This window comes from Sphingopyxis sp. (assembly GCF_965227415.1).
Lineage (GTDB): Bacteria > Pseudomonadota > Alphaproteobacteria > Sphingomonadales > Sphingomonadaceae > Sphingopyxis.
Map to the genome: position 1 here is coordinate 205,501 of NZ_OZ245749.1, position 19,228 is coordinate 224,728.

At 60.9% G+C, this 19,228-nt stretch carries 15 protein-coding genes; 3 read left to right on the forward strand and 12 right to left on the reverse strand.

All coding sequences use genetic code 11. The annotated features are described in order from the left end of the window. Nucleotides 1-258 precede the first annotated feature (258 nt). A complete protein-coding gene (locus tag ACO055_RS00960) occupies nucleotides 259-1,683 on the forward strand; it encodes an aldehyde dehydrogenase family protein (RefSeq protein WP_422060749.1) in 1,425 nt (474 codons plus the stop codon). A gap of 60 nt (nucleotides 1,684-1,743) precedes the next feature. After that, nucleotides 1,744-3,204: an APC family permease gene (locus ACO055_RS00965; protein ID WP_422060750.1), complete on the forward strand. Its 1,461-nt coding sequence runs from the start codon at nucleotides 1,744-1,746 to the stop codon at nucleotides 3,202-3,204. 415 nt (nucleotides 3,205-3,619) lie between these two features. Here ACO055_RS00965 and ACO055_RS00970 read toward each other — a convergent pair whose 3' ends face one another. The 6 genes from ACO055_RS00970 to gabT form a co-directional block, all read right to left on the reverse strand. After that, nucleotides 3,620-3,937 carry a 2Fe-2S iron-sulfur cluster-binding protein gene (locus ACO055_RS00970; protein WP_422060751.1) on the reverse strand — a complete coding sequence of 106 codons (318 nt, stop codon included), beginning with the start codon at nucleotides 3,935-3,937 and terminating at the stop codon, nucleotides 3,620-3,622. A 36-nt stretch (nucleotides 3,938-3,973) separates the two neighbouring features. Beyond that, complete coding sequence (locus ACO055_RS00975) at nucleotides 3,974-5,170, reverse strand: cytochrome P450 (protein ID WP_422060752.1); 1,197 nt, start codon at nucleotides 5,168-5,170, stop codon at nucleotides 3,974-3,976. A gap of 266 nt (nucleotides 5,171-5,436) precedes the next feature. Then, entirely contained in the window at nucleotides 5,437-6,876 is a 1,440-nt protein-coding gene (locus ACO055_RS00980; protein ID WP_422060753.1) for an aldehyde dehydrogenase family protein, read from the reverse strand. Continuing rightward, nucleotides 6,873-8,015 carry a CaiB/BaiF CoA transferase family protein gene (locus ACO055_RS00985; RefSeq protein WP_422060754.1) on the reverse strand — a complete coding sequence of 381 codons (1,143 nt, stop codon included), beginning with the start codon at nucleotides 8,013-8,015 and terminating at the stop codon, nucleotides 6,873-6,875. Before ACO055_RS00985 ends, ACO055_RS00980 begins: the two co-directional genes overlap by 4 nt. A 3-nt stretch (nucleotides 8,016-8,018) precedes the next feature. Next, the gene (locus ACO055_RS00990) at nucleotides 8,019-9,188 is read right to left on the reverse strand and encodes an acyl-CoA dehydrogenase (RefSeq protein WP_422060755.1); all 1,170 of its coding nucleotides are present in this window, start codon (nucleotides 9,186-9,188) and stop codon (nucleotides 8,019-8,021) included. A 20-nt stretch (nucleotides 9,189-9,208) separates the two neighbouring features. Further along, nucleotides 9,209-10,510 carry a 4-aminobutyrate--2-oxoglutarate transaminase gene (gabT, locus tag ACO055_RS00995; RefSeq protein WP_422060756.1) on the reverse strand — a complete coding sequence of 434 codons (1,302 nt, stop codon included), beginning with the start codon at nucleotides 10,508-10,510 and terminating at the stop codon, nucleotides 9,209-9,211. Between the two features lie 99 nt (nucleotides 10,511-10,609). On the opposite strand from gabT, the gene ACO055_RS01000 reads away from it, so the two are divergent. Further along, nucleotides 10,610-11,188, forward strand: a complete 579-nt coding sequence (locus tag ACO055_RS01000; protein WP_422060757.1) for a cupin domain-containing protein — start codon at nucleotides 10,610-10,612, stop codon at nucleotides 11,186-11,188. A 202-nt stretch (nucleotides 11,189-11,390) separates the two neighbouring features. On the opposite strand, the gene ACO055_RS01005 is transcribed toward ACO055_RS01000, so the two are convergent. From ACO055_RS01005 to ACO055_RS01030, 6 genes are all read right to left on the reverse strand, one after another. Beyond that, nucleotides 11,391-13,556 carry a TonB-dependent receptor gene (locus tag ACO055_RS01005; protein ID WP_422060758.1) on the reverse strand — a complete coding sequence of 722 codons (2,166 nt, stop codon included), beginning with the start codon at nucleotides 13,554-13,556 and terminating at the stop codon, nucleotides 11,391-11,393. A 316-nt stretch (nucleotides 13,557-13,872) separates the two neighbouring features. Then, nucleotides 13,873-15,294 carry a sigma 54-interacting transcriptional regulator gene (locus ACO055_RS01010; protein WP_422060759.1) on the reverse strand — a complete coding sequence of 474 codons (1,422 nt, stop codon included), beginning with the start codon at nucleotides 15,292-15,294 and terminating at the stop codon, nucleotides 13,873-13,875. Nucleotides 15,295-15,343: 49 nt separating this feature from the next. Further along, nucleotides 15,344-16,165 carry a hypothetical protein gene (locus ACO055_RS01015; RefSeq protein WP_422060760.1) on the reverse strand — a complete coding sequence of 274 codons (822 nt, stop codon included), beginning with the start codon at nucleotides 16,163-16,165 and terminating at the stop codon, nucleotides 15,344-15,346. Continuing rightward, nucleotides 16,162-16,926, reverse strand: a complete 765-nt coding sequence (locus ACO055_RS01020; protein WP_422060761.1) for a gamma-glutamyl-gamma-aminobutyrate hydrolase family protein — start codon at nucleotides 16,924-16,926, stop codon at nucleotides 16,162-16,164. Before ACO055_RS01020 ends, ACO055_RS01015 begins: the two co-directional genes overlap by 4 nt. Further along, entirely contained in the window at nucleotides 16,923-17,657 is a 735-nt protein-coding gene (locus ACO055_RS01025; RefSeq protein WP_422060763.1) for a type 1 glutamine amidotransferase, read from the reverse strand. The genes ACO055_RS01020 and ACO055_RS01025 overlap by 4 nt, the downstream gene beginning before the upstream one ends. A 53-nt stretch (nucleotides 17,658-17,710) precedes the next feature. Beyond that, nucleotides 17,711-19,225, reverse strand: coding sequence for a glutamine synthetase family protein (locus ACO055_RS01030; protein ID WP_422060764.1), 1,515 nt, complete (start codon nucleotides 19,223-19,225; stop codon nucleotides 17,711-17,713). Between the last annotated feature and the right edge of the window lie 3 nt (nucleotides 19,226-19,228).

Genomic DNA, 19,228 nt, shown 5'->3' on the forward strand with positions numbered 1-19,228 from the left:
AAGCTGGCGGGGGACGGATATCGCGGCAGATATCGAACCCGGGCGAAGCGCGGTGACCCGCCGGCTCCATATTGCCGCGCAAGCATGATTTTTCCACATTCGGAGCAGGCTCCCCGCTTGACCCTTCGCGTAGAGCGACGTCGAGCAAACTCGCACATTCGGCGAAAAGCCCTTGCTGCTGGCACGATCCTTGCCTTGGCATGGAGAAGAGGGAGGCCGCGGCCATCGCCTCGATTGCAGGTCAAGGGGACAGGCTGAGTGATAGACGCGAAAAAATTCTATATCGGCGGAGCTTGGCAAAGTTCGGCTAGCGGCGTTAAAAAGCCGGTTGTCGACCCGGCAACGGGCGAGCCGATCACTTCTGTCGCGATCGGTACCGCCGCCGACGCCGACCTCGCCGTCGCGGCGGCGCGCCAGGCCTTCCCAGGCTACAGCAGGACCACCGTCGCCGAGCGCCTTGAACTGCTCGAAGCGATCAACGCCAGACTTGTCGAGCGAAACGATGAGATCGCGGAGGCTATCTCTTCCGAGATGGGCGCGCCGATCGCGCTTGCCCGCGAGGCGCAAGCGCCGTCAGGGCCGCAGCATTTCGGTGAAATCATCAGGATTCTAAGGGCGTATGCTTTCGAGAAGGCCATGGGTTCGACGCTGATCCGGCGCGAACCGGTGGGGGTTTGCGCTCTGATTACACCCTGGAACTGGCCAATGAACCAGCTCGCGACGAAGGTCGCGCCGGCGCTCGCTGCCGGTTGTACAATGGTGTTGAAGCCAAGCGAACTCGCACCACTGGATGCTACGATCCTGGCCGAGATCATCGATGAAGCAGGAGTCCCGCCCGGCGTCTTCAATCTTGTGCATGGGGACGGGCCGGGTGTGGGCGCGCGTCTAGCCGAGCATCCGGATGTTGACATGGTCTCCTTCACAGGATCGACCCGCGCCGGGATCTCCATCGGGGAAGCCGCTTCTCGCTCGATAAAGCGCGTCGCCCTCGAGCTCGGCGGCAAATCGGCGAACATCATTCTCGATGACGCCGACTTTGATGTCGCAGTTCCACAAAGTGTCCGTGCAATTATGCTCAACAGCGGGCAATCCTGCAATGCCCCGACGCGCATGCTGGTGCCCCGCGCTCGTTACGAAGAGGCATGTGGGCTTGCCGCCGCGACCGCGCGCAGTCTGAGTGTGGGAGCACCCGGAAGCGGCGCGGATCTGGGTCCGGTGGCCAATCGCCCGCAATATGAGCGGGTCATCGCGATGATCGAAAAAGGTATCGGAGAAGGCGCACATCTTCTCGCCGGGGGCGCGGTACGTCCCGCCCATCTCGAGCGCGGCTTCTTTGTCATGCCCACCGTGTTCGGCGGTGTCACATCGCATATGGCGGTCGCGCGAGAGGAGATTTTTGGACCGGTACTCGTCGTGATTCCGTTCGAAGACGACGCAGACGCCATCCGGATCGCCAACGACACCGAATATGGACTCTCGGGTTACGTCTGGAGCCGGGATCGCGAACGAGCACTGGCAGTAGCAGGCGCGCTTCGCACGGGGATGGTCCATCTCAATGGCGCGTCGCTGGATACGGCCGCGCCCTTCGGGGGATATGGAAAATCGGGCAATGGGCGTGAATGGGGCGTCTTCGGCCTCGAGGAATTCCTCGAAGTCAAATCGATCTACGGCGGCGCGAGCTAGGTGCCGCCGAATGGGGGAGGGGGCCAAGAGGCCGGCGTTGCGAAGCATATAGGGGAAATTATGTCGGTAAACATTCAAGGAGACTCGGAGCAGCTCATTGCGCTTGGTATCGAGCCGAAGTTCGACCGGTCGATGAGCATGCTTCAGAACTTCGCTCTGGGCTTCACCTATCTTTCGCCGGTCGTCGGCGCTTATACTCTGTTCGACAGCAGCCTCGCCACAGGTGGTCCACCGATGATCTGGACCTATCTGATCGCTGGTGCCGGACAATTGCTCGTAGCCCTGATTTTCGGCGAACTGGTGTCGCAATATCCCCTTGCCGGCGGGCTTTACCCCTGGGCTCGCCGTCTTATCGGCAGGCGTTGGAGCTGGATGGTCGGATGGGTGTATGCATGGGCACTTTTCGCGACCATCGCGGCAGTCGCAACGGGCGCGGCTCCATTCTTGTCGATACTTCTGGGGACTGGCGATGGTGCGGGGCTGGCGGTGGTCATCGCACTGGGGCTTATTTTCTTCGCGACCGTCTGCAATCTTGCGGGAACAAAGTTCCTGGCACGCGTCGCAATGTTCGGGTTCATATGCGAGCTTGTCGGCGCATTGTTGGTGGGCGGCTACCTGCTTCTCTTCCACCGCGTGCAGTCGCCGGCGATCCTCTTGGATCCGATGACAGCAGGGGCTGGCAATTATCTTCCCGCCTTTCTTGCGGCGTCGCTCCTTGGTCTCTTCTCCTGTTACGGATTCGAGGCCTGCGGCGATGTGGCCGAGGAAGTGAAAGATCCCGGCACCAAGATTCCCAAAGCCATGCGAATGACAATCTATGTCGGCATCGGGGCGTCCATCTTCGCCTGCCTGGCCCTGCTCCTGGCTGTTCCGGATATTCCTGCCGTTATCGCAGGGACGTCTCCGCATCCGCTCGCGGATGTTCTCGTAGCCGCGTTCGGGCAGTGGGGAACCAGGGCGATTGCGATCGTTATCCTCATTTCCTTCATGTCGTGCGTGCTGAGTCTTCAGGCAGCGGTCAGCAGGCTGATATTTGCATTCGCGCGCGATCGGATGATCTTCGGAGCGAGCCTCTTTTCGCGTCTCTCGCCAACGACCCATGTTCCAGTCGCCGCGCTGATGCTCGCCGGCGCGGTGCCGGGCGCGATCGTTCTATTGGGCGCGGTTCTTGCCGATGCCCTGACAACGATCGTGACCTTCGCCGTCGCCGGTGTATATCTAGCATTTCAGATGGTCGTGGCGGCTGCGCTCATTGCTCGCACCCGCGGCTGGCGCCCTTCGGGTAGCTTCACATTGAAAGGCTGGGGCTGGACGGTCAATGTCATGGCCTTGCTTTACGGTGTGGCAGCGCTCGTCAACATGATGTGGCCGCGCGCGCCGGATAGCCCTTGGTACCTGAACTTCGCAATGCTTCTCGGCGTCGCATCCGTGCTGGTTAGCGGCTTCGTCTACCTTGTAGCGGCGCGGCCGGAACGGCGGAGTGATGCTCCTTATGGCGATGCGGCGCCAGCTGCGACCTGATGGAGATTTGGCGGAACATGTCACGAGGAGGAGCGAGGGTGCGCTTCGCTCCTCGTTTCGCCTTTGCGCTAAGCAAAGACGCTTCTCCGGGGGATGTCGGAAAAGCCTGACGCGGCGAGAGAGCCGGCATCTCCATCCGCGAGCAGCGAGGCGGCAGAGCGTGCTGAACGTCTGGGAGCTCCGGGCAAACGCCGGTGATCGGGCAAGGGGACAAATGAAGCCAAGACGCGCGGGATCGTCCGGCCTGTCGCAGCCATAGGCTTCTAGCGGCCGAAACCCCGTCTTCGTCGTCCGGTTAGCCCGCTCGACGCTTCTTCAGGCTCGGCAACGAAACGGAACGTCGGCGCCCCCGATCACCTTTGCGATCGTCGCGAGCGGCGGGACGCCCGGCCTCGTTCCTGGCCTGAAAATCTGCTCAGTCTTCGGGTGCAACCCTCACCGCCAGCCCGTCGAGGTCGGCCGCAAAAACGAGTTGGCACGACAGCCGCGACGAAGCTTGGCGATTGGAAATGCTGTCGAGAAGCTCATTTTCGTCCTCCGACATCGGAGGGAGCTTGTCGAGCCACTCGGCGGCTACATAAACATGGCAGGTCGCACATGCGCAGCAACCTCCACAGAGCGCCATGATATCGTCAACGCCGCCGTCGCGGGCGATTTCCATGAGGCTAGCGCCTTCGGCAGCGTCCAAGGTCATCGCGTCGCCGCTTCGAAGGGTGACGGTGATGCTAGTCATTCTATAGCTCCCATAAGTCGGTACCGGCCTCACCGGTCAAGCGCGTTTCTCAAAAGCGATGGGGAAGGAGATCGGTCCTGTGTTTCCACTGTCCGGGAGCCAGCGTACCTCACCATTCTCGCGCGGGACGTGCATTCGGGCCGGCAGGACCGTCAGCGCGACCCCCATGTCGGTGCGCGCAACGAACTGCCCCACGCAGAAATGCGGCCCCTTGCCGAACCCGAAGTGCAGTGGGCGCGTCTTGGTGATATCGAATTCCTCGTCGCTGATTTTCAGCGGATCGGTGCCCGCCGCGGCCGTGAAGAGGTGCACCGTGGTTCCCCCCTTGATTTCCAAGCCCTGAAATTCGAAATCCTCGAGTGCTTCGCGCGTGACCCACGTCGTCGTGGGACGGCATCGCATGACCTCCTCAACCGCGTTTCGCGCGAGCGCCGGATCATTCGCGAGCAGCTCCCACTGCCCGGGATGGCGCATCAGCAGGTCGAGGCCAAGCCCAAGTTGATTGCGCGTGGTGTCGATGCCGCCGAAGACCAGCCCGACCATGAGATTGAGCATTTCTTCGTCGCTAAATGTCGGATCGACGTCCTGCTGCCGAATGAGCGTCGATAGAAAATCGTCGGTCAGATTCCGGCGCCGGCGTTCGACAAGGCTCGCGCAATAGGCCGTCATGGCATCGGTCGCAGCATTGATCCTGTCCATGTCGCGGCGATAGGTGACGCCGAGAGCGAGACCCATTTCGAGAGCCCAGTCCGCAATCTGGCGCCAGTCCTCGGGCGGCGTACCAAGAAGAATGCACAGCACGCGCGTCGCATATGGTTCGGAAAAGTCGGCCATGAATTCGCAATCGCCGCGATCGATGAATGCGTCGATCAGTTCGTTCGCCAGCGCTTCGAATTGAGGGACCAAGGGCCGAAGGATCTTCGGTTGAAATGCGCCATTGGCAATCCGCCGGAGGCGACGATGATCTTCCCCCTCCTTGTTGATGATCATTCCCGACCACCAGTCAGCAAAGCTGCCAGTGGCGCCATTATGCGCCGGCCACGCGTAACTTCCCTGGCGGAGCCGCGGATCCGTTACCAGCTTGTCGACGGCGTCATAGCGCAGAATGGCGAGGCCGTAGTTGGTACGGGCATAAAAATTCCGTGCCCTCGCGTCGCGAACCGCATCCGAATCCATCGCGAAATCGGGCGCCGAAATATCGAGATAGGCGGCATCGCCGAACTGCTGTTCCATGGCTGGCTATTCTCCGTAAGAATTTTCCGTCCACCTTTAAAAAGCAAAGTTCGTGCCAGCCGTTTCGGGTTGGCGCCATTGCGAAACGGTGCGCGGAAACCGGCTGGATATCGAGAAGCGCGACAGCGGAAAGTCCGGAACACCGCGCAGACAAGCCCGGGGTTAAGGCGAATCTGCAATGGGTCTCCGCGGTTTCGCGAGCAGTTTCGCAATATTGCAATATCGCGGATACGGTCCTCCGATTTCGGCTAACCCGCCCGCAATAGCTATCCGATATAGGTCGTTTTCGTGGCGGTATAAAATTCCCGCGCATGCCGACCCTGTTCGCGCGGGCCGAAGGAAGAGGCCTTCCTGCCGCCGAAAGGCACGTGGTAGTCAACGCCGGCGGTCGGCAGGTTCACCATCACCATCCCCGCCGACGAGAGCCGCTTGAATGTCCGGGCGCTGCTGAGGCTCGTCGTGCAGATGCCAGACGACAGCCCGAACGGCGTGTCGTTCGCGATCGCAAGGCCCTCGTCGAGATCGTCGCACTGTATGACGGCAGCGCACGGACCGAATATTTCTTCGCGCGAAACTTGCATTTGATTGGTCGCACCAAGGAAGAGTGCAGGCCGCTGAAAATAGCCCGGAGCCGATGCGTCGATCCGCTCGCCTCCGATCACCTCCGCGCCTTCGCTGCGCGCCATCTCGACATAGCGCAAATTATTTTCCAACTGCCGTTCGCTCGCAACCGGTCCGATCTGGGTCGCCGGATCCAACGCATCGCCGACCCGCAGCGCCGTCATCGCGCCGGACAGCCGGTCAACGAATGCGTCGTGAATCTTGCGGTGGACAATCAGTCTCGATGAGGCGGTGCAGCGCTGGCCGGTCGAAAAAAATGCCCCGTCCAAGCAAACGCGAACGGCCACATCAAGGTCTGCGTCGTCGAGGACGAGCATCGGATTTTTTCCGCCCATTTCGAGCTGGATCCGCTTCATTCCTCCGATCGCCGCACTCGCGATAGCGCGGCCGACCGGCACCGAGCCGGTGAAGGAGATAGCATCGACATCCGGATGCTCGACGAGATGCTGGCCGATCGTCGATCCAGGTCCCATGACAAGGTTAAAGACGCCCGCCGGGCAGCCAGCCTCATCGAGCAGCCGCGCCAATATATGAGCGCAACCGGGCGTAAGGTCGGCGGGTTTCAGAATGACGCAGTTTCCACATGCCAAAGCAGGCGCGATCTTCCATGCCGGGATCGCTATCGGGAAATTCCACGGCGTGACGAGACCCACGATGCCGACCGGTTCGCGCCGAATCTCGACATCGACCCCTGGCCGGACGGAAGGAATGGAGTCGCCCTCGACCCGCAACGCCTCCTGTGCGAAGAACTTGAATATCTGACCGGCTCGAACAGTCTCGCCGACGCCTTCGGCGAGTGTCTTTCCTTCTTCGCGCGACAATAACCTCCCAATTTCGCTTCGTTCAGCGAGCAGCCGGCTGCCTACGGCGTCGAGCAGATCCGCGCGGACCTGGGGCGAATTCGTCGACCAGTCCTTCATTGCGTTTCGCGCGCTTGCCACTGCCGCATCGACGTCGGCGAGGCTGCCCTGCGCATAGCGGCCTACGAGGTCGTTCGTATTCGACGGGCTTATATTGTCCAGGCGAGCACCGTCGCCGATCCACTTGCCGCCCACGAGATTCAGATGGTCAGGCGCCATTGTCATGCTGTGTCTCCGGGAAAGCGGGGGGAGGGGGCGGAAAGGGACAGGCCCGCTTCCGCGAAGCGTATGGGCAGGCGAACGCCGGGAATATTGATGCCCTCCGCGTCGGTAAGCGAGACGGCCATTCCCCGCGCCAGAACCTGCGGATCGGCGAACGCCTGCGCCACATCGTTGATCGGGCCTGCGGGCACGCCCGCTTCCGAAAACATTGCAAGCAGCCGGTCCCGCTCGAACCGTCCGCTGGCGTCGCTGATCAGAGCGGTGAGTGCGGCACGATGCTCGACGCGGCAGGCGTTGGTCGCGAAGCGGGGGTCGTCCGCTACGTCGGGAATTCCAAGCAATGTGCAGCACCGACGAAACTGCTGGTCGTTTCCCACCGCGAGGATGAACCAGCCGTCGCCGGTAGGAAAGACCGCGTAAGGCGCAATGTTCGGATGGGCATTACCCATCCGGGACGGCGGCGTGCCACCGATCATATAGTTGAGCGCCTGATTGGCCAGAACGCCGACCATCACGTCGAGCAGCGCCATGTCGACATGGTCGCCGCGTCCGGTCTGCGCGCGACGCGAAAGCGCAGCCTGAATGCCGATGACCGCATAAAGGCCCGTCATGATATCGGCGAAGGCCACCCCGATCTTCTGAGGCTCGCCGTGCGGGTCGCCCGTGAGATCCATGATCCCGGCCATACCCTGGACGATGAAGTCATATCCCGCCCGCGGGGCATAGGGTCCGTCCTGTCCGAACCCCGTTATCGAGCAATAGACGAGCCGGGGATGGTCGGCGGCTAGCGAAGCATAGTCCAGTCCGTACTTGGCGAGACCGCCGACCTTGAAATTCTCGATGACGACGTCGGCCTCCATGATGAGGCGTTTCACTCGCGCGACGTCGTCGTCGACGGTGAAGTCGGCAACGATGGACTTCTTTCCGCGGTTTGTTGCGTGAAAATAGGCCGCATCGCGCGTGCCGTTGCCATAGTCTAGAAAGGGCGGCCCCCACGAGCGTGTGTCATCACCCCCTGGACTTTCGACCTTCACCACATCGGCTCCGAGATCGGCCAAAATCTGTCCGGCCCACGGACCGGCAAGAATTCGCGCGAGTTCGACAACCTTCAAGCCCTTGAGAGGTGGGTCGCTTCTTGTCATCGCTCAAAAAGCCGCGATGCCGGTAATCGCCCGGCCGAGGATCAGCGCATGAATGTCGTGAGTGCCCTCATAGGTATTAACAGTCTCGAGATTTGCGAGGTGGCGCATGACCTGATATTCGCCGGAAATTCCGTTTCCACCGTGCATGTCGCGCGCATGGCGCGCAATCTCGAGTGCCTTTCCGACATTATTGCGCTTCACGATCGAGACCATCTCGGGAGCAAAGCGCCCCTCGTCGATCAAGCGGCCTACGCGCAGGCTCGCCTGCAGCGCGAGCGCGATATCGGTTTCCATGTCGGCGAGCTTCTTTTGATACAATTGCGTCGCCGCAAGCGGTCGGCCGAACTGATGCCTGTCGAGCCCATAGGAGCGGGCGGCGTCAAAGCAGAATTCCGCGGCACCGAGGGCGCCCCAGGAAATGCCGTAGCGCGCGCGATTGAGGCAGCCGAAGGGGCCTTTCAAGCCCTCGACATTCGGCAAAAGCGCTTCCTCGCTCACGACCACATCATCGAGCATCACCATTCCGGTCACCGAGGCTCGCAGACTGAGCTTCCCCTCGATCTTGGGCGCCGAGAGTCCGGCCATGCCTTTCTCGAGAATGAACCCGCGAATTGCGCCGTCATGAGCGTCGGATCTCGCCCAGATGATGAAAATATCGGCAATAGGAGCATTTGAAATCCAGGTCTTGCTTCCCGAGAGACGATAGCCGCCTTCGATCTTCTCTGCGCGCGTCTTCATTCCGCCTGGATCGGACCCGGCGTCGGGTTCGGTGAGTCCGAAACACCCCACCGCTTCACCGCTCGCCAGCCTCGGAAGAAATCTCTGCTTTTGCTCTTCCGACCCGTACGCAAGTATCGGATACATCACGAGGCTCGACTGAACGCTCATCATCGAACGGTAGCCGGAGTCTATCCGCTCGACTTCGCGGGCGATCAAGCCATAGGCAACATAGGTTGCGCCCACGCCGCCGTAGGCCTCCGGCACGGTCGGACCAAGAAGCCCCAATTCTCCCATCTCGCGAAAAATTGCGGCATCCGTAGTTTCGCTCGAATATGCATCGATGATCCGCGGCGCGAGCTTCTCCTGCGCGTAACTCCGCGCGGTGTCGCGAACCATCCGCTCCTCTTCGCTCAGCTGGTCTTCCAGCAGGAACGGGTCGCTCCAGTCAAACATGTCAACGGTCCTTTTCTTGGTCAGGCTGCCGTAATCGGCGTCTGGAGCGTGGCCTCGATCGAAGCTTCGAGTATTTCGAGGGCTTCGTTCAAAGTCTCTTCTTCGATAGTGAGGGGCGGCAGGAGCCGGATCACGTTGAAGCTCGTTCCACAGACAAGGATGATGAGCCCACGTCGTTCGGCTTCGGCAACGAGCGCTGCGGCAGTTGCAGGGTCGGGGGTCAATGTGTCGCGATCGGTCACGAGCTCGAACGCAACCATCGCTCCGAGACCGCGTACATCGCCGATCCGTTCCATTCCCTGCCGCGAAGCAATATCCTGCAGGCGGTTGACGATCGTGGCGCCGACATGGGAAGCGCGATCGCACAGATTCTCGTCGTCGATGATGTCGAGCACAGCGTTGGCCGAAGCCACGGCGAGGGGGTTTCCTGCATAGGTGCCGCCAAGACCGCCCGGCTGGGCGGCGTCCATCAGGTCCGCGCGGCCGACGACGGCGGACAATGGCATGCCACCCGCCAGTCCCTTCGCCATCGTCACCAGGTCCGCTTTGACGCCGCTATGGTCCATGGCAAACATTTTTCCGGTTCGCGCCATGCCGGACTGGATCTCGTCGGCAATAAGAAGGATGCCGAGCCGATCGGCCAAGGTTCGAAGTCCCTCTAGAAAGGCCGGCGGCGCGGGAAGAAATCCTCCCTCTCCCTGAACCGGTTCGACGATGAACGCCGCAACCCGTGCGGGATCGACATCGACGGCCAGCAGTGCCTCGAGCGCCGAAAGCGCGGCCTCCACCGTGACGCCGCGAAGCAGATTGGGAAACGGGGCGTGATAGATGTCGGCCGGGAAGGGGCCGAAGCCCTTCTTATAGGGTATGACTTTCCCCGTCAGCGCCATGCCGAGCATCGTTCGCCCATGAAAGGCGCCTGAAAACGCGATGACAGCGGTGCGTCCGGTTGCGGCGCGCGCAATTTTTATAGCATTTTCTACGGCTTCGGCACCTGTGGTGACGAGCATCGTTTTTGCAGGGGCCGACACCGGGGCGATCACGTTCAACCGTTCGGCGAGCGCGATATAGGCTTCGAACGGTGCGACATGGAAGCAGGTATGCGTGAAGGCTTCCGCTTGCGCGGTGATCGCCGCGAGGACCCGCGGATGGCGATGACCTGTGTTGTTGACCGCGATGCCGGCTGCAAGGTCGATGTAACGCTTGCCGTCCACATCCCAGAGCTGCGCATTCTCGGCGCGCTCCGCGTAGATGGCCTTGGTGCCGACCCCGCCGGTGACGGCGGCGAGGTGGCGCTCGCGCAAATTGATTGACCGACTCATCCTGTCCTCCTGTATGACCTGATCATAGTATGTTTAATATATTGAGCAAGTGTATATGATATTGTCCATCGTGGCCACTCGAAGTTGAGGATGATGAGAATGGAACAGTTCGACGTCGGCTATCGCCTTCTAGAAATCCGAACCCGGCTCGGGCTTTCGCAGCGCCGTCTAGCGGCGCTTTCGGGAGTACCGCACGCCCAGATTTCGCAAATCGAACAGAATAGGATCAGTCCGTCGGTCGCGACGCTGCGCAAGGTTCTCGCCGGCATCCCGATGACCATGGCCGAATTTTTCGAGCCCGAACCTGCCTTCGCTGACCAGATTTTTTTCGCGGCCGACGAACTCGTGGACCTGACATCGAAACTCGCTGGCACCATGAATGACGGCGCCCCGCAAATTGTCATGCGCCAGGTAGGCAATGCGCTCGCGCACGGCCTGCAGATTCTCCACGAGCATTATCTTCCCGGAGCAGATACAGGCAGTTCCGGCCTCGAACACCGTGCCCATGAGGGCGGCATCGTCATTGCCGGCGAGATCGAGGTCACTGTTGGCGCCAACCGACGCGTTCTCCGCAAAGGCGAGGCCTATCTGTTCGACAGCAGTCTTCCCCACAGATTCAGAAACCTTGGGGCCGAACCGGCGGAAATAATTTCCGCCTGTACTCCGCCCTATCTTTGACGACCCGACTGCTGGCACGCCCACCGTGCGGTGTTTGCGCTGGAGACGGATTCGGGCGCGGATCTTCCGCATGGCGCGATGCGCGCGCGCGAACCGTCTGCTGGCGCGCGGCGAATTGCGCCGCGTTGGCGCGGGTGCCGTCAAGACGATGATTATGTCGCTTGTCATGGTGCAAAGGTCGCGGCGGTGAATATGCCGGCGATCAGAACCGGGCTCCGAACGACACACCGTAGGAGCGCTGTCGTCCAAACTTCCGGATGGTGTAGCCGAGGGTTGAAAGGTCGAAGATGGAATTGATGTACCGTTCATTGCCAATATTCTCGGCATAGATGGAGAGTTTCCACGCGTCCGACTTCGGACCGACGCTGATGCTCGCATTGTGAAGTGCATAGGCGCTGTCGCGGACCACGGGCGCGTTCACGACGTTATAGTAGCGGCTGCCGGCGTAATTGCCGTCATATTGGACGACGAGCGAATAGCGCCCCAAGTCGAAGGCGTTGCGGACGAGCCAGTTGAATTTCCATTTTGGCGCGTTGATCGGACGTTGCGACTGGACTCCGGCGGCGGTCGCGATCCCCTTGACCTTGGCGTCGAGGTAAGACGCGCCTGCCACCAGGTCCAGTCCGGAAAGCGGCGTCGCGATGGCTTCCAGCTCGCCACCTTTGAATGTGCCGTCCCGGTTGAGAATGACCGACGTCAGGCCGTCGAACAGAAAGGTCTGGAAATCCTTGTAATCGTAGAGAAAGGTGCTGCCGTTGAGCCGAAGTCCCGGCAGAATGCGGGTCTTTACGCCCGCTTCATAAGCATAGAGCTTCTCGGGGCGATAAGGCAGTTGGGCGGGCGTCAGGAGCCCGTCGAGCGGCACCGTGAAGCCGCCTCCTTTGAGGCCCTTGCTCGCGCTTGCATAAAGCAAGGTTCCCGTCGCCGGCCGCCAGTCCACTTCAATTCGCCCCGACCAGTCATTGATGTTTTGCTTGAGATTGACGGTCGTCCCCAGGTCGTTGATCGTCCCCCCATTCCCTGAAAAACCGACAAAGTCGCACGCGCCGGCTGCCGTTTCCACGCAGGCTCCGTCCAGCCGCAACTTGCGTCCGTCGGCAGTCCAGCGGGCGCCGGCGATCAGCGTCAGGTCGCTGGCGAGATCATATTCCGCCTGGACGAAAGCCGCAGCGGTCGTCGTGGTCAGCTTGTAGTTGCTCGTTGCCGCTGCGCCGGACCGGGAATCGGGAAATGTCGCCGGATCGAAAAGATTGGCAAGTGTCGGCAATGCGAAGCGCGTATTGTATCGGCCCTCGAGAAGGAGGAAATAAAGTCCGGCGACCCACCGGAACTCGCCGCGATCGTCATTGATCCGAAGCTCCTGGGAAAACTGGTCGCTGCTTTCGCGCGCATCGTAAAAGGTCTGCGCGAAGGGCGTTGAGTCCGTATCTTCCAGATAATAGGATTTAACGCGCATATAGTCTGTCAGGGACGCGAAGGTCAGGCCTGCGGCCTCATGAGTGAAGTTCGAGGTGAACCCGAACACATCCTTATCGATGCGCCCCACAAGATCGGGATTCACGACGAACGGGTTGCCGTCGTCTTCGCGATAACCGTAGAAGTCGCGCCCCGGCCCCGTCCCGTAGACGTCGACATTGGTAGGCACGAACTGGCTGATGCCGTTCGCGTCCACATAGGACGGCACAGGGTCATAAACGCCCTCGCGCGAGCGCTCGCGAAATCCGCGGGCGATCAGGTGCCACTCGGTGTCGTCGGTCGGAACGAAAAGTAGCTGCAGACGGCCGGCCAGCCGGTCTTCTGCGCCGAGATCGGCACCGCCGAGGTTGTGAAGATTCCCGTCGCTCTTGGAATAGAATCCGGAAAGGCGCGCCGAAAGGCTTTCGGAAAGCCCGCCGCTGACATGCGCTTCGAGCCGACGCTGGTCGAAACGACCATAAGCGACTTCGACGCCACCATCGAAGTCGCGCGACGGTTTGGCGCTGATGAAATGAAGAAGTCCGCCAGTGGCATTTCGCCCGAACAACGTACCTTGCGGCCCCCGAAGCACTTCGACCCGGTCGAGGTCGAAGACCGGAAAGCTGGTCGCGGTACTGGCGCCCGCGTAGACGCCGTCGAAATAGACTGCGTTCGGCGTCTCATGATGCGCGGCGAAATCGCTGTTGCCCGAGCCTCTTATCGTGACGACGCTGACGGCCGATCCGGCCGCCTTGGCGATCGTTACGCCCGGCGTGACGAGAGCAAGCTTTTCCGGCTCATTGATTCGCAGGTCCTCGAGTTGCCCGCCATCCAGCGCCGTAATCGATATGCCGACGCGATTTACGGATTGTTCGCGACGCGTTGCCGTGACGACGATGTCATCACCAAACACATTTTGCGACCCTTGCGTTTCGTCACGCGCGGACGATGCTGCCTCCTGCGCAGCGACAGGACCGCACGGGAGAAACACCGTCGTCGCAGTCGCGGTAAAAAGCAGAATATGGTGTCTTGCCGAGTACAGGCCCATCGCGTCGCCTCCTACTTCGCAGGTCCCCAAGCCTGCGCTGCACGTCACGAAGCAAAAGCCGTGCCACCTCGTTAACAGGCGGCAGTCAAATCAAAATGATCCTGGATTCGTCCGGGCAGTGTGGCAAGTCTGCCAGATCACACGGCAGGATTGCCACGCTGGGCAACAGGGCCATGCGCGGTCAGGTTTTGGGGCCACGCGCGAGTTTTCGGATCAAGGTCGAGACGTCGATTCCCAGAACGCGGGCCGCTTCGCGCTGCGAGCCCGCATCCTTGAGAGCTTTCTCGATGAGCTCTCGCTCGTAGCTCTGGACCCGGTCTCGCAAATTCTCCGCCGCGTCTGGCTCCGTTCGGGCGACCGGTGGATTTCGTGATGTGTCTGACGTCAATCGAAGGGCCAGATTGTTGTGAGACAATGGATCGAGGTCGCCGATGTCGGCCTCTTCGTCGACGACGATATCGAGATAATCGACGAGGCTGCGCAACTCGCGGATGTTGCCCGCAAAGTCCGATGCCAGCAAATGGGCTCGGCAGCGCGGGGTCAGGCGAAGTGGAACGGGCCTGGCGCGATTCACGCGATCGAGGAACATGTCCAGCAGCCGATCGACATCGGGTCGATCGCGAAGGCTTGGAACCACCACCGGAAATGTCGCAATGCGGAAATAGAGATCGCGGCGGAATTTGCCTTCAGCAACGAGCGCGGGCAGATCGCGATTGGTAGCGGTGATCACGGTCGTTTCGATCCGGCGCTGGTTAGCGGATCCAACCGGCTGAATGGTCCCGTCTTCGAGAAATTTCAGCAGTTTCGCTTGGCTGCCGTAGGGTATTTCTCCGACTTCGTCGAGAAAAAGGGTTCCGCCGGCGGCGCTCTCTATGAACCCCCTTTTGCCGGCCTGAAGGGCACCTGTAAAAGCCCCCCGCTCATATCCGAACATTTCCGATTCGAAGAGCGTCTCGGGTATGCTGCCGCAATTGACGTGAATGAAAGGCGGGTCATCGTTTGTCGCTTCGGCATGTAGGTGCCGCGCAATCGCGGTCTTTCCGACGCCAGATTCGCCAAGCAGGAGGACACGAACGCCGCGCCGGTAGGCGCGAACGGCTTGCTTGATCTGCAGTTCGATCTCAGGGGGGAAAATCAGCGCTGGCGCGGCGCATTTCCCCCGGGGCGCGGCCGCCCGACCGGAATCCTGTCGGAGCGATTGCAGGGTGAGCATCGTATAGCCGTTGGTATCGCCCTTCAGCGGGATGACCCGCCGTGTCGCAAACAGGTCGAGACTGCCAGCAGCGCCGCGCACTCGCGCATCGGAGCGCCCCTTTACCGCCTTTGAAAGCCAGTCATCGATATCGAGTCCTGACCGCCGGAGAAATCGTTCGAAAGGGCGTTGTTCGATCTCGGCGCGGCCCATTCCCGAGAGCTTTTCTGCGGCAAGATTGGCGAGGACGATATTCTCGCTGCGATCCAGGATGATGAGAGCGGCTGACAGCAAGTCGGCAAATGCGCGGAACGAAGCGGATGCCAGCATGGCTTCGAGATCGCTCTGCGTAACCGGTGCTGCGGTTCGCGCTGCGACTGTCATCGAAGGAATGTGGCGCTCGCTCGTCATTGCATCGCGATCGCGTAAGACCGGTGCTGCCTGATCAAGGTGATGCAGTTCATTTCGGGATCTCCTCGCTGACGTCGCGGCAATTTCCCCATAAGCGTCTCAGATATCCGTCGACGATTTCGGCCCGAACGTCATTTTCGAGACTGATCGAAGTTCCGTCATGCCTGACGTCGTGCGACCGCGCCCTGTCGATGACATAGCCGGCGTCGATAATCTGACCTACGAAAGCCTCGTTTTCCGGGCTCCTTGGCCAATAGAGTCGCACATCCTCTGCGCGGATCGACTGCCCGTGCGGAAGGTCATAGAGCCTCGCCATGGCAGGATTGGCCACCCGCCACACCGACGCATTGTCGAAAACCTCATCGATGATCTGCGATCGCGCCTTGCTGGTATCGACGGGTTCCAGAAACTCGATGCACCAATGACCCTCGTAGGCGGTATCGATAATGTCGCGGAGAAGCTTGTTGCTTGCCTGAGCCTCGCGCATGCCCTCCGCCAGCTGCCCGAGCGGGCTTTTCGCGACACGAAATGCGAGCTTGCCCGCGAAAGTCATGCTGGTGCACACGGCGAGCGTGGGCAACTCGCGTCCGCCCCGGCCGAGAAGGCTCAACTCTATCGTGGTCCGATATCCATTCGGTACGGACCGTTCGAAAAGGCTCCATATCGCCTTCGTCGATCTCCGGTCATACAGATCAGCGATGTCAAATCCCACCGTCGGCGCATCAATCCCGAGATAAAGACGCTGCTCTCGATTCAAGGCAACGACGGCTCCGGTTTCATCGATTATGTCGACCAGAATGTCACCGCTGATGTCGAGCGGATCGAAGCCGGGCTCCCCGGTCGGCTGCGCATTCGGTTCCTGGCTATTCATCGCTTCTCCATTGCGCTTGCCCCGCGCGACTGCGCCACCCTTGCAGCCTCTCCAAAAGATCGCAGCAGATTGGCGTTTGCCGGGTGCAGGTCCGGACGATACTCCGGATGCCATTGCACGCCAATCGCGAATGGGTGGCCGTCCACTGCAATAATCTCGGGCAACCCGTCGGGCGATCGCCCGTGAACGGTCAAGCCGGCGCCGATCCGATCTAGTCCCTGATAATGCAATGAGTTTACGGCGAAGCGCTGGGCACCGAAAACATCGTCGAGCGACGAGTGCGGATCGAGAACCACCTCATGCAATGGCGCGTATCGCGCGTCATAAGGAAGATCGGCCGCCGGGTGGTGACCGTCAAACCGTGCCGAACCCGCAAGGTCGGCGTTAAGGGAACCACCCAAAGCAACATTCAATTCCTGGAAGCCGCGGCATATGAAAAGGGCAGGTGTCCCGCGTGCCAGGACTTCATGGATTAGAGGCAGGGCGAAGCCGTCTCGAACGTGGTCGAACGGGGGAGAACCGGTGGTCGCCCCGTAGCGCAGGGGGGAGATGTTCGATACGCTCCCTGTGAAGACGAAGCCATCGAACATTCGGCTTATCTGGCGGACGTCGTCGCCGTCGAGCGAGGGAACCAGACCAACCGGCAGGCAATCCGCGAAAGCGTGAATCGCCGCTGCGTATTTGTCGCCGAGAACATGGTAGGGCATACCGTCGACGTCGCGCAGATCGGTCACGAGCGCGACAGTGGGCCGGCCGGTCATGCCGGCCTCTCCCGTCTCTCCGGTACCTGGCGCAGGAAGTTTTCGATGAGGCGCTCGCGCCCGGGAAGGAATTCGAAACGTGCCGGGTCCTGCGTGAAATGATTCCAGAATGTGGCGAGCCGATCGCAGCTGACCTCGGGATGGAACTGCACCGACACCCAGCCGCCGCCGAAATCTGCGGCTGCGATCGTATCCGCGCCCATAGCGAGCGCGGTTGCCCCCTCAGGAAGTGTCGAAACATGGTCGAAATGCGCAAACTGGAACAGAGGGTTGGCACCCAGGCCGTCGAACAGCCAATGCCCGTGACCGTCGGCCGTGAGCACGGCGCGGCGCGTCCCCGAAACCGGCCCCTGGGCGCGCCGGGAAACCGTGCCGCCCAATATCTGCGCCATCATTTGATGGCCGCCGCATATCCCGAGCAATGGGCGACCGGTGGTCCGCCATCGCAGGAGCCAGTCGCCGAGCGCCCATTGCCATGACAGTCGGTCGTTTACCGAGGCAACGCTGCCGCCCAATATGACTGCATCATAATCAAGCGCCGGTATCTCGCCGCGGTCCGCATGGATCGCCTCGAGACGAAAGCGCGAAGCTTCGTCCATCGTCTCGAACACGCCCCGGAACGCCTCGGCGTCGTCGCAACCGCCGCTCAGGCGCCTGAAAGGCCGGCGGTCCGTCTCCTCGGGTATCGCCAGCTGGGCCACGAAGGCCAGGCGAAGCGGCCGATCAGCCATGTCGGGCGTTTGTGGTGCATCTTTCGGCATAATTTTGCTCCAGCCGAAATGCGTCAGGGAAGCTGCTCGAGGAAGCGTTCATAGTCCCACTCGGTCACCGTCGCCATGAAGCGCTCCCATTCGTCACGCTTGAGATGAAAGAAGCAGCGCTGCATGTCTCCGGGCATCGCTTCGAGGATCACGGGATCGGCTTCGAGAGCGTCGAGTGCGTCACGCAGATCGGTCGGAAGCCTGCGGACTTCTTTGCCTGCTTCCATGGCTTCGTAAATGTTGCGCTGCTCGGGCTGTCCCGGATCCAGTTTGCGAACCAGGCCGTCGTCGAAAGCCTTGAGCAAGCCTGCGCCCATCAGATAGGGGTTAACCAAGCTGTCTACGGCGCGATATTCGACCCGTCCCGGAGCCGATACGCGAATTCCGACCGTCCGGTTCTGCATTCCCCAGTCGGCATATATCGGCGCCCAATAGCCGGTGTCGCTCATCCGGCGATAGGAGTTCACGGTCGACGATCCGATGGCGGTCAGCGCCGGAAGATGTTCGATGAGCCCGCCGATGCTGTGCAGCCCGATTTGGTCGGGCATCCATTCGCCGCTCGCGCGCAGAAAGGCGTTCTCACCGCCCTTGCGGTAGGTGAAGGAGTCTTCGAGACCTGGCAAGTCGTCAAAGCCGAGCATGTTGACGACCTCGTCGCCCCCGCGCCAGAGCGATACATTGTGATGGCAGCCATTCGCCGAGGCGCCCATGAAGGGTTTGGTCATGAATGTCGCGATAAGATCGAACTCCCGCGCCACCTGCGCACAAATCTGACGATAGGTGGTGAGGCGGTCCGCCGTGCGGAGAACATCGTCGTACATGAAATTCAGTTCGAGCTGGCCGGGCGCATCCTCGTGATCGCCCTGGATCATGTCGAGGCCCATGGCGATCGCATATTCATGAACACGCATGATGACAGGTGACAATTGTTCGAACTGATCGATGTGGTATGCGAAGGGCTTGGTCGTGCCGCCTGCGAACTTTCCGTCCGGTCCGCGCTTCAGCCACATCATCTCCGGTTCGCAGCCGAGGCGAAGCTCAAGTCCGTGCCGAGCCTTGAAATCGCTATGGATGCGTCGAAGATTTCCGCGGCAGTCGGAGGTCAGGAAGGCGCCCGGCTCATCTTCTTCCTCGCGATGCCGGAAGAGCGTGCAGAATACGCGGCCCACCTGCTTGTTCCAGGGCAGTTGGACGAAGGTTTCCGGGTCGGGAATAGCGACCAGTTCGGCTGCATTCGAGCCATAACCGATATAATTGCCCCGCCGGTCAGCTTGTACATCGGCCGTCGCGCCGTACCACAGTTGAACGCCCTTGTCGGCGATGCTTTCCCAGTGAGCCGCCGGAACCGACTTCCCCATGACGCGGCTCGTAACCGAAACGAACTGAAAATAGACCTGCTTGATGCCAAGCGCATCGATCTTTTGTCGAACCTGCTTCACGCGGTCCCTGCGTTGCTCATCGGCGACAAAGCGCTCGAGATCGCTTTGCGTTCGCGATGGCGAAATCGTTGCCTGGCTTGCGAGTTGATTGGTGGTCATTTT

What these genes read in the sequence shown, in the direction of transcription:
- ACO055_RS00990 (WP_422060755.1), bottom strand. Translation starts at nt 9,188, where the DNA reads ATGTTTGACTGGAGCGACCCGTTCCTGCTGGAAGACCAGCTGAGCGAA.
- ACO055_RS01000 (WP_422060757.1), top strand. Translation starts at nt 10,610, where the DNA reads ATGGAACAGTTCGACGTCGGCTATCGCCTTCTAGAAATCCGAACCCGG.
- ACO055_RS01015 (WP_422060760.1), bottom strand. Translation starts at nt 16,165, where the DNA reads ATGAATAGCCAGGAACCGAATGCGCAGCCGACCGGGGAGCCCGGCTTC.
- gabT (WP_422060756.1), bottom strand. Translation starts at nt 10,510, where the DNA reads ATGAGTCGGTCAATCAATTTGCGCGAGCGCCACCTCGCCGCCGTCACC.
- ACO055_RS00975 (WP_422060752.1), bottom strand. Translation starts at nt 5,170, where the DNA reads ATGGAACAGCAGTTCGGCGATGCCGCCTATCTCGATATTTCGGCGCCC.
- ACO055_RS00970 (WP_422060751.1), bottom strand. Translation starts at nt 3,937, where the DNA reads ATGACTAGCATCACCGTCACCCTTCGAAGCGGCGACGCGATGACCTTG.
- ACO055_RS01025 (WP_422060763.1), bottom strand. Translation starts at nt 17,657, where the DNA reads ATGGCTGATCGGCCGCTTCGCCTGGCCTTCGTGGCCCAGCTGGCGATA.
- ACO055_RS00965 (WP_422060750.1), top strand. Translation starts at nt 1,744, where the DNA reads ATGTCGGTAAACATTCAAGGAGACTCGGAGCAGCTCATTGCGCTTGGT.
- ACO055_RS01020 (WP_422060761.1), bottom strand. Translation starts at nt 16,926, where the DNA reads ATGACCGGCCGGCCCACTGTCGCGCTCGTGACCGATCTGCGCGACGTC.
- ACO055_RS01030 (WP_422060764.1), bottom strand. Translation starts at nt 19,225, where the DNA reads ATGACCACCAATCAACTCGCAAGCCAGGCAACGATTTCGCCATCGCGA.
- ACO055_RS00980 (WP_422060753.1), bottom strand. Translation starts at nt 6,876, where the DNA reads ATGACAATGGCGCCTGACCATCTGAATCTCGTGGGCGGCAAGTGGATC.
- ACO055_RS01010 (WP_422060759.1), bottom strand. Translation starts at nt 15,294, where the DNA reads ATGACGAGCGAGCGCCACATTCCTTCGATGACAGTCGCAGCGCGAACC.
- ACO055_RS00985 (WP_422060754.1), bottom strand. Translation starts at nt 8,015, where the DNA reads ATGACAAGAAGCGACCCACCTCTCAAGGGCTTGAAGGTTGTCGAACTC.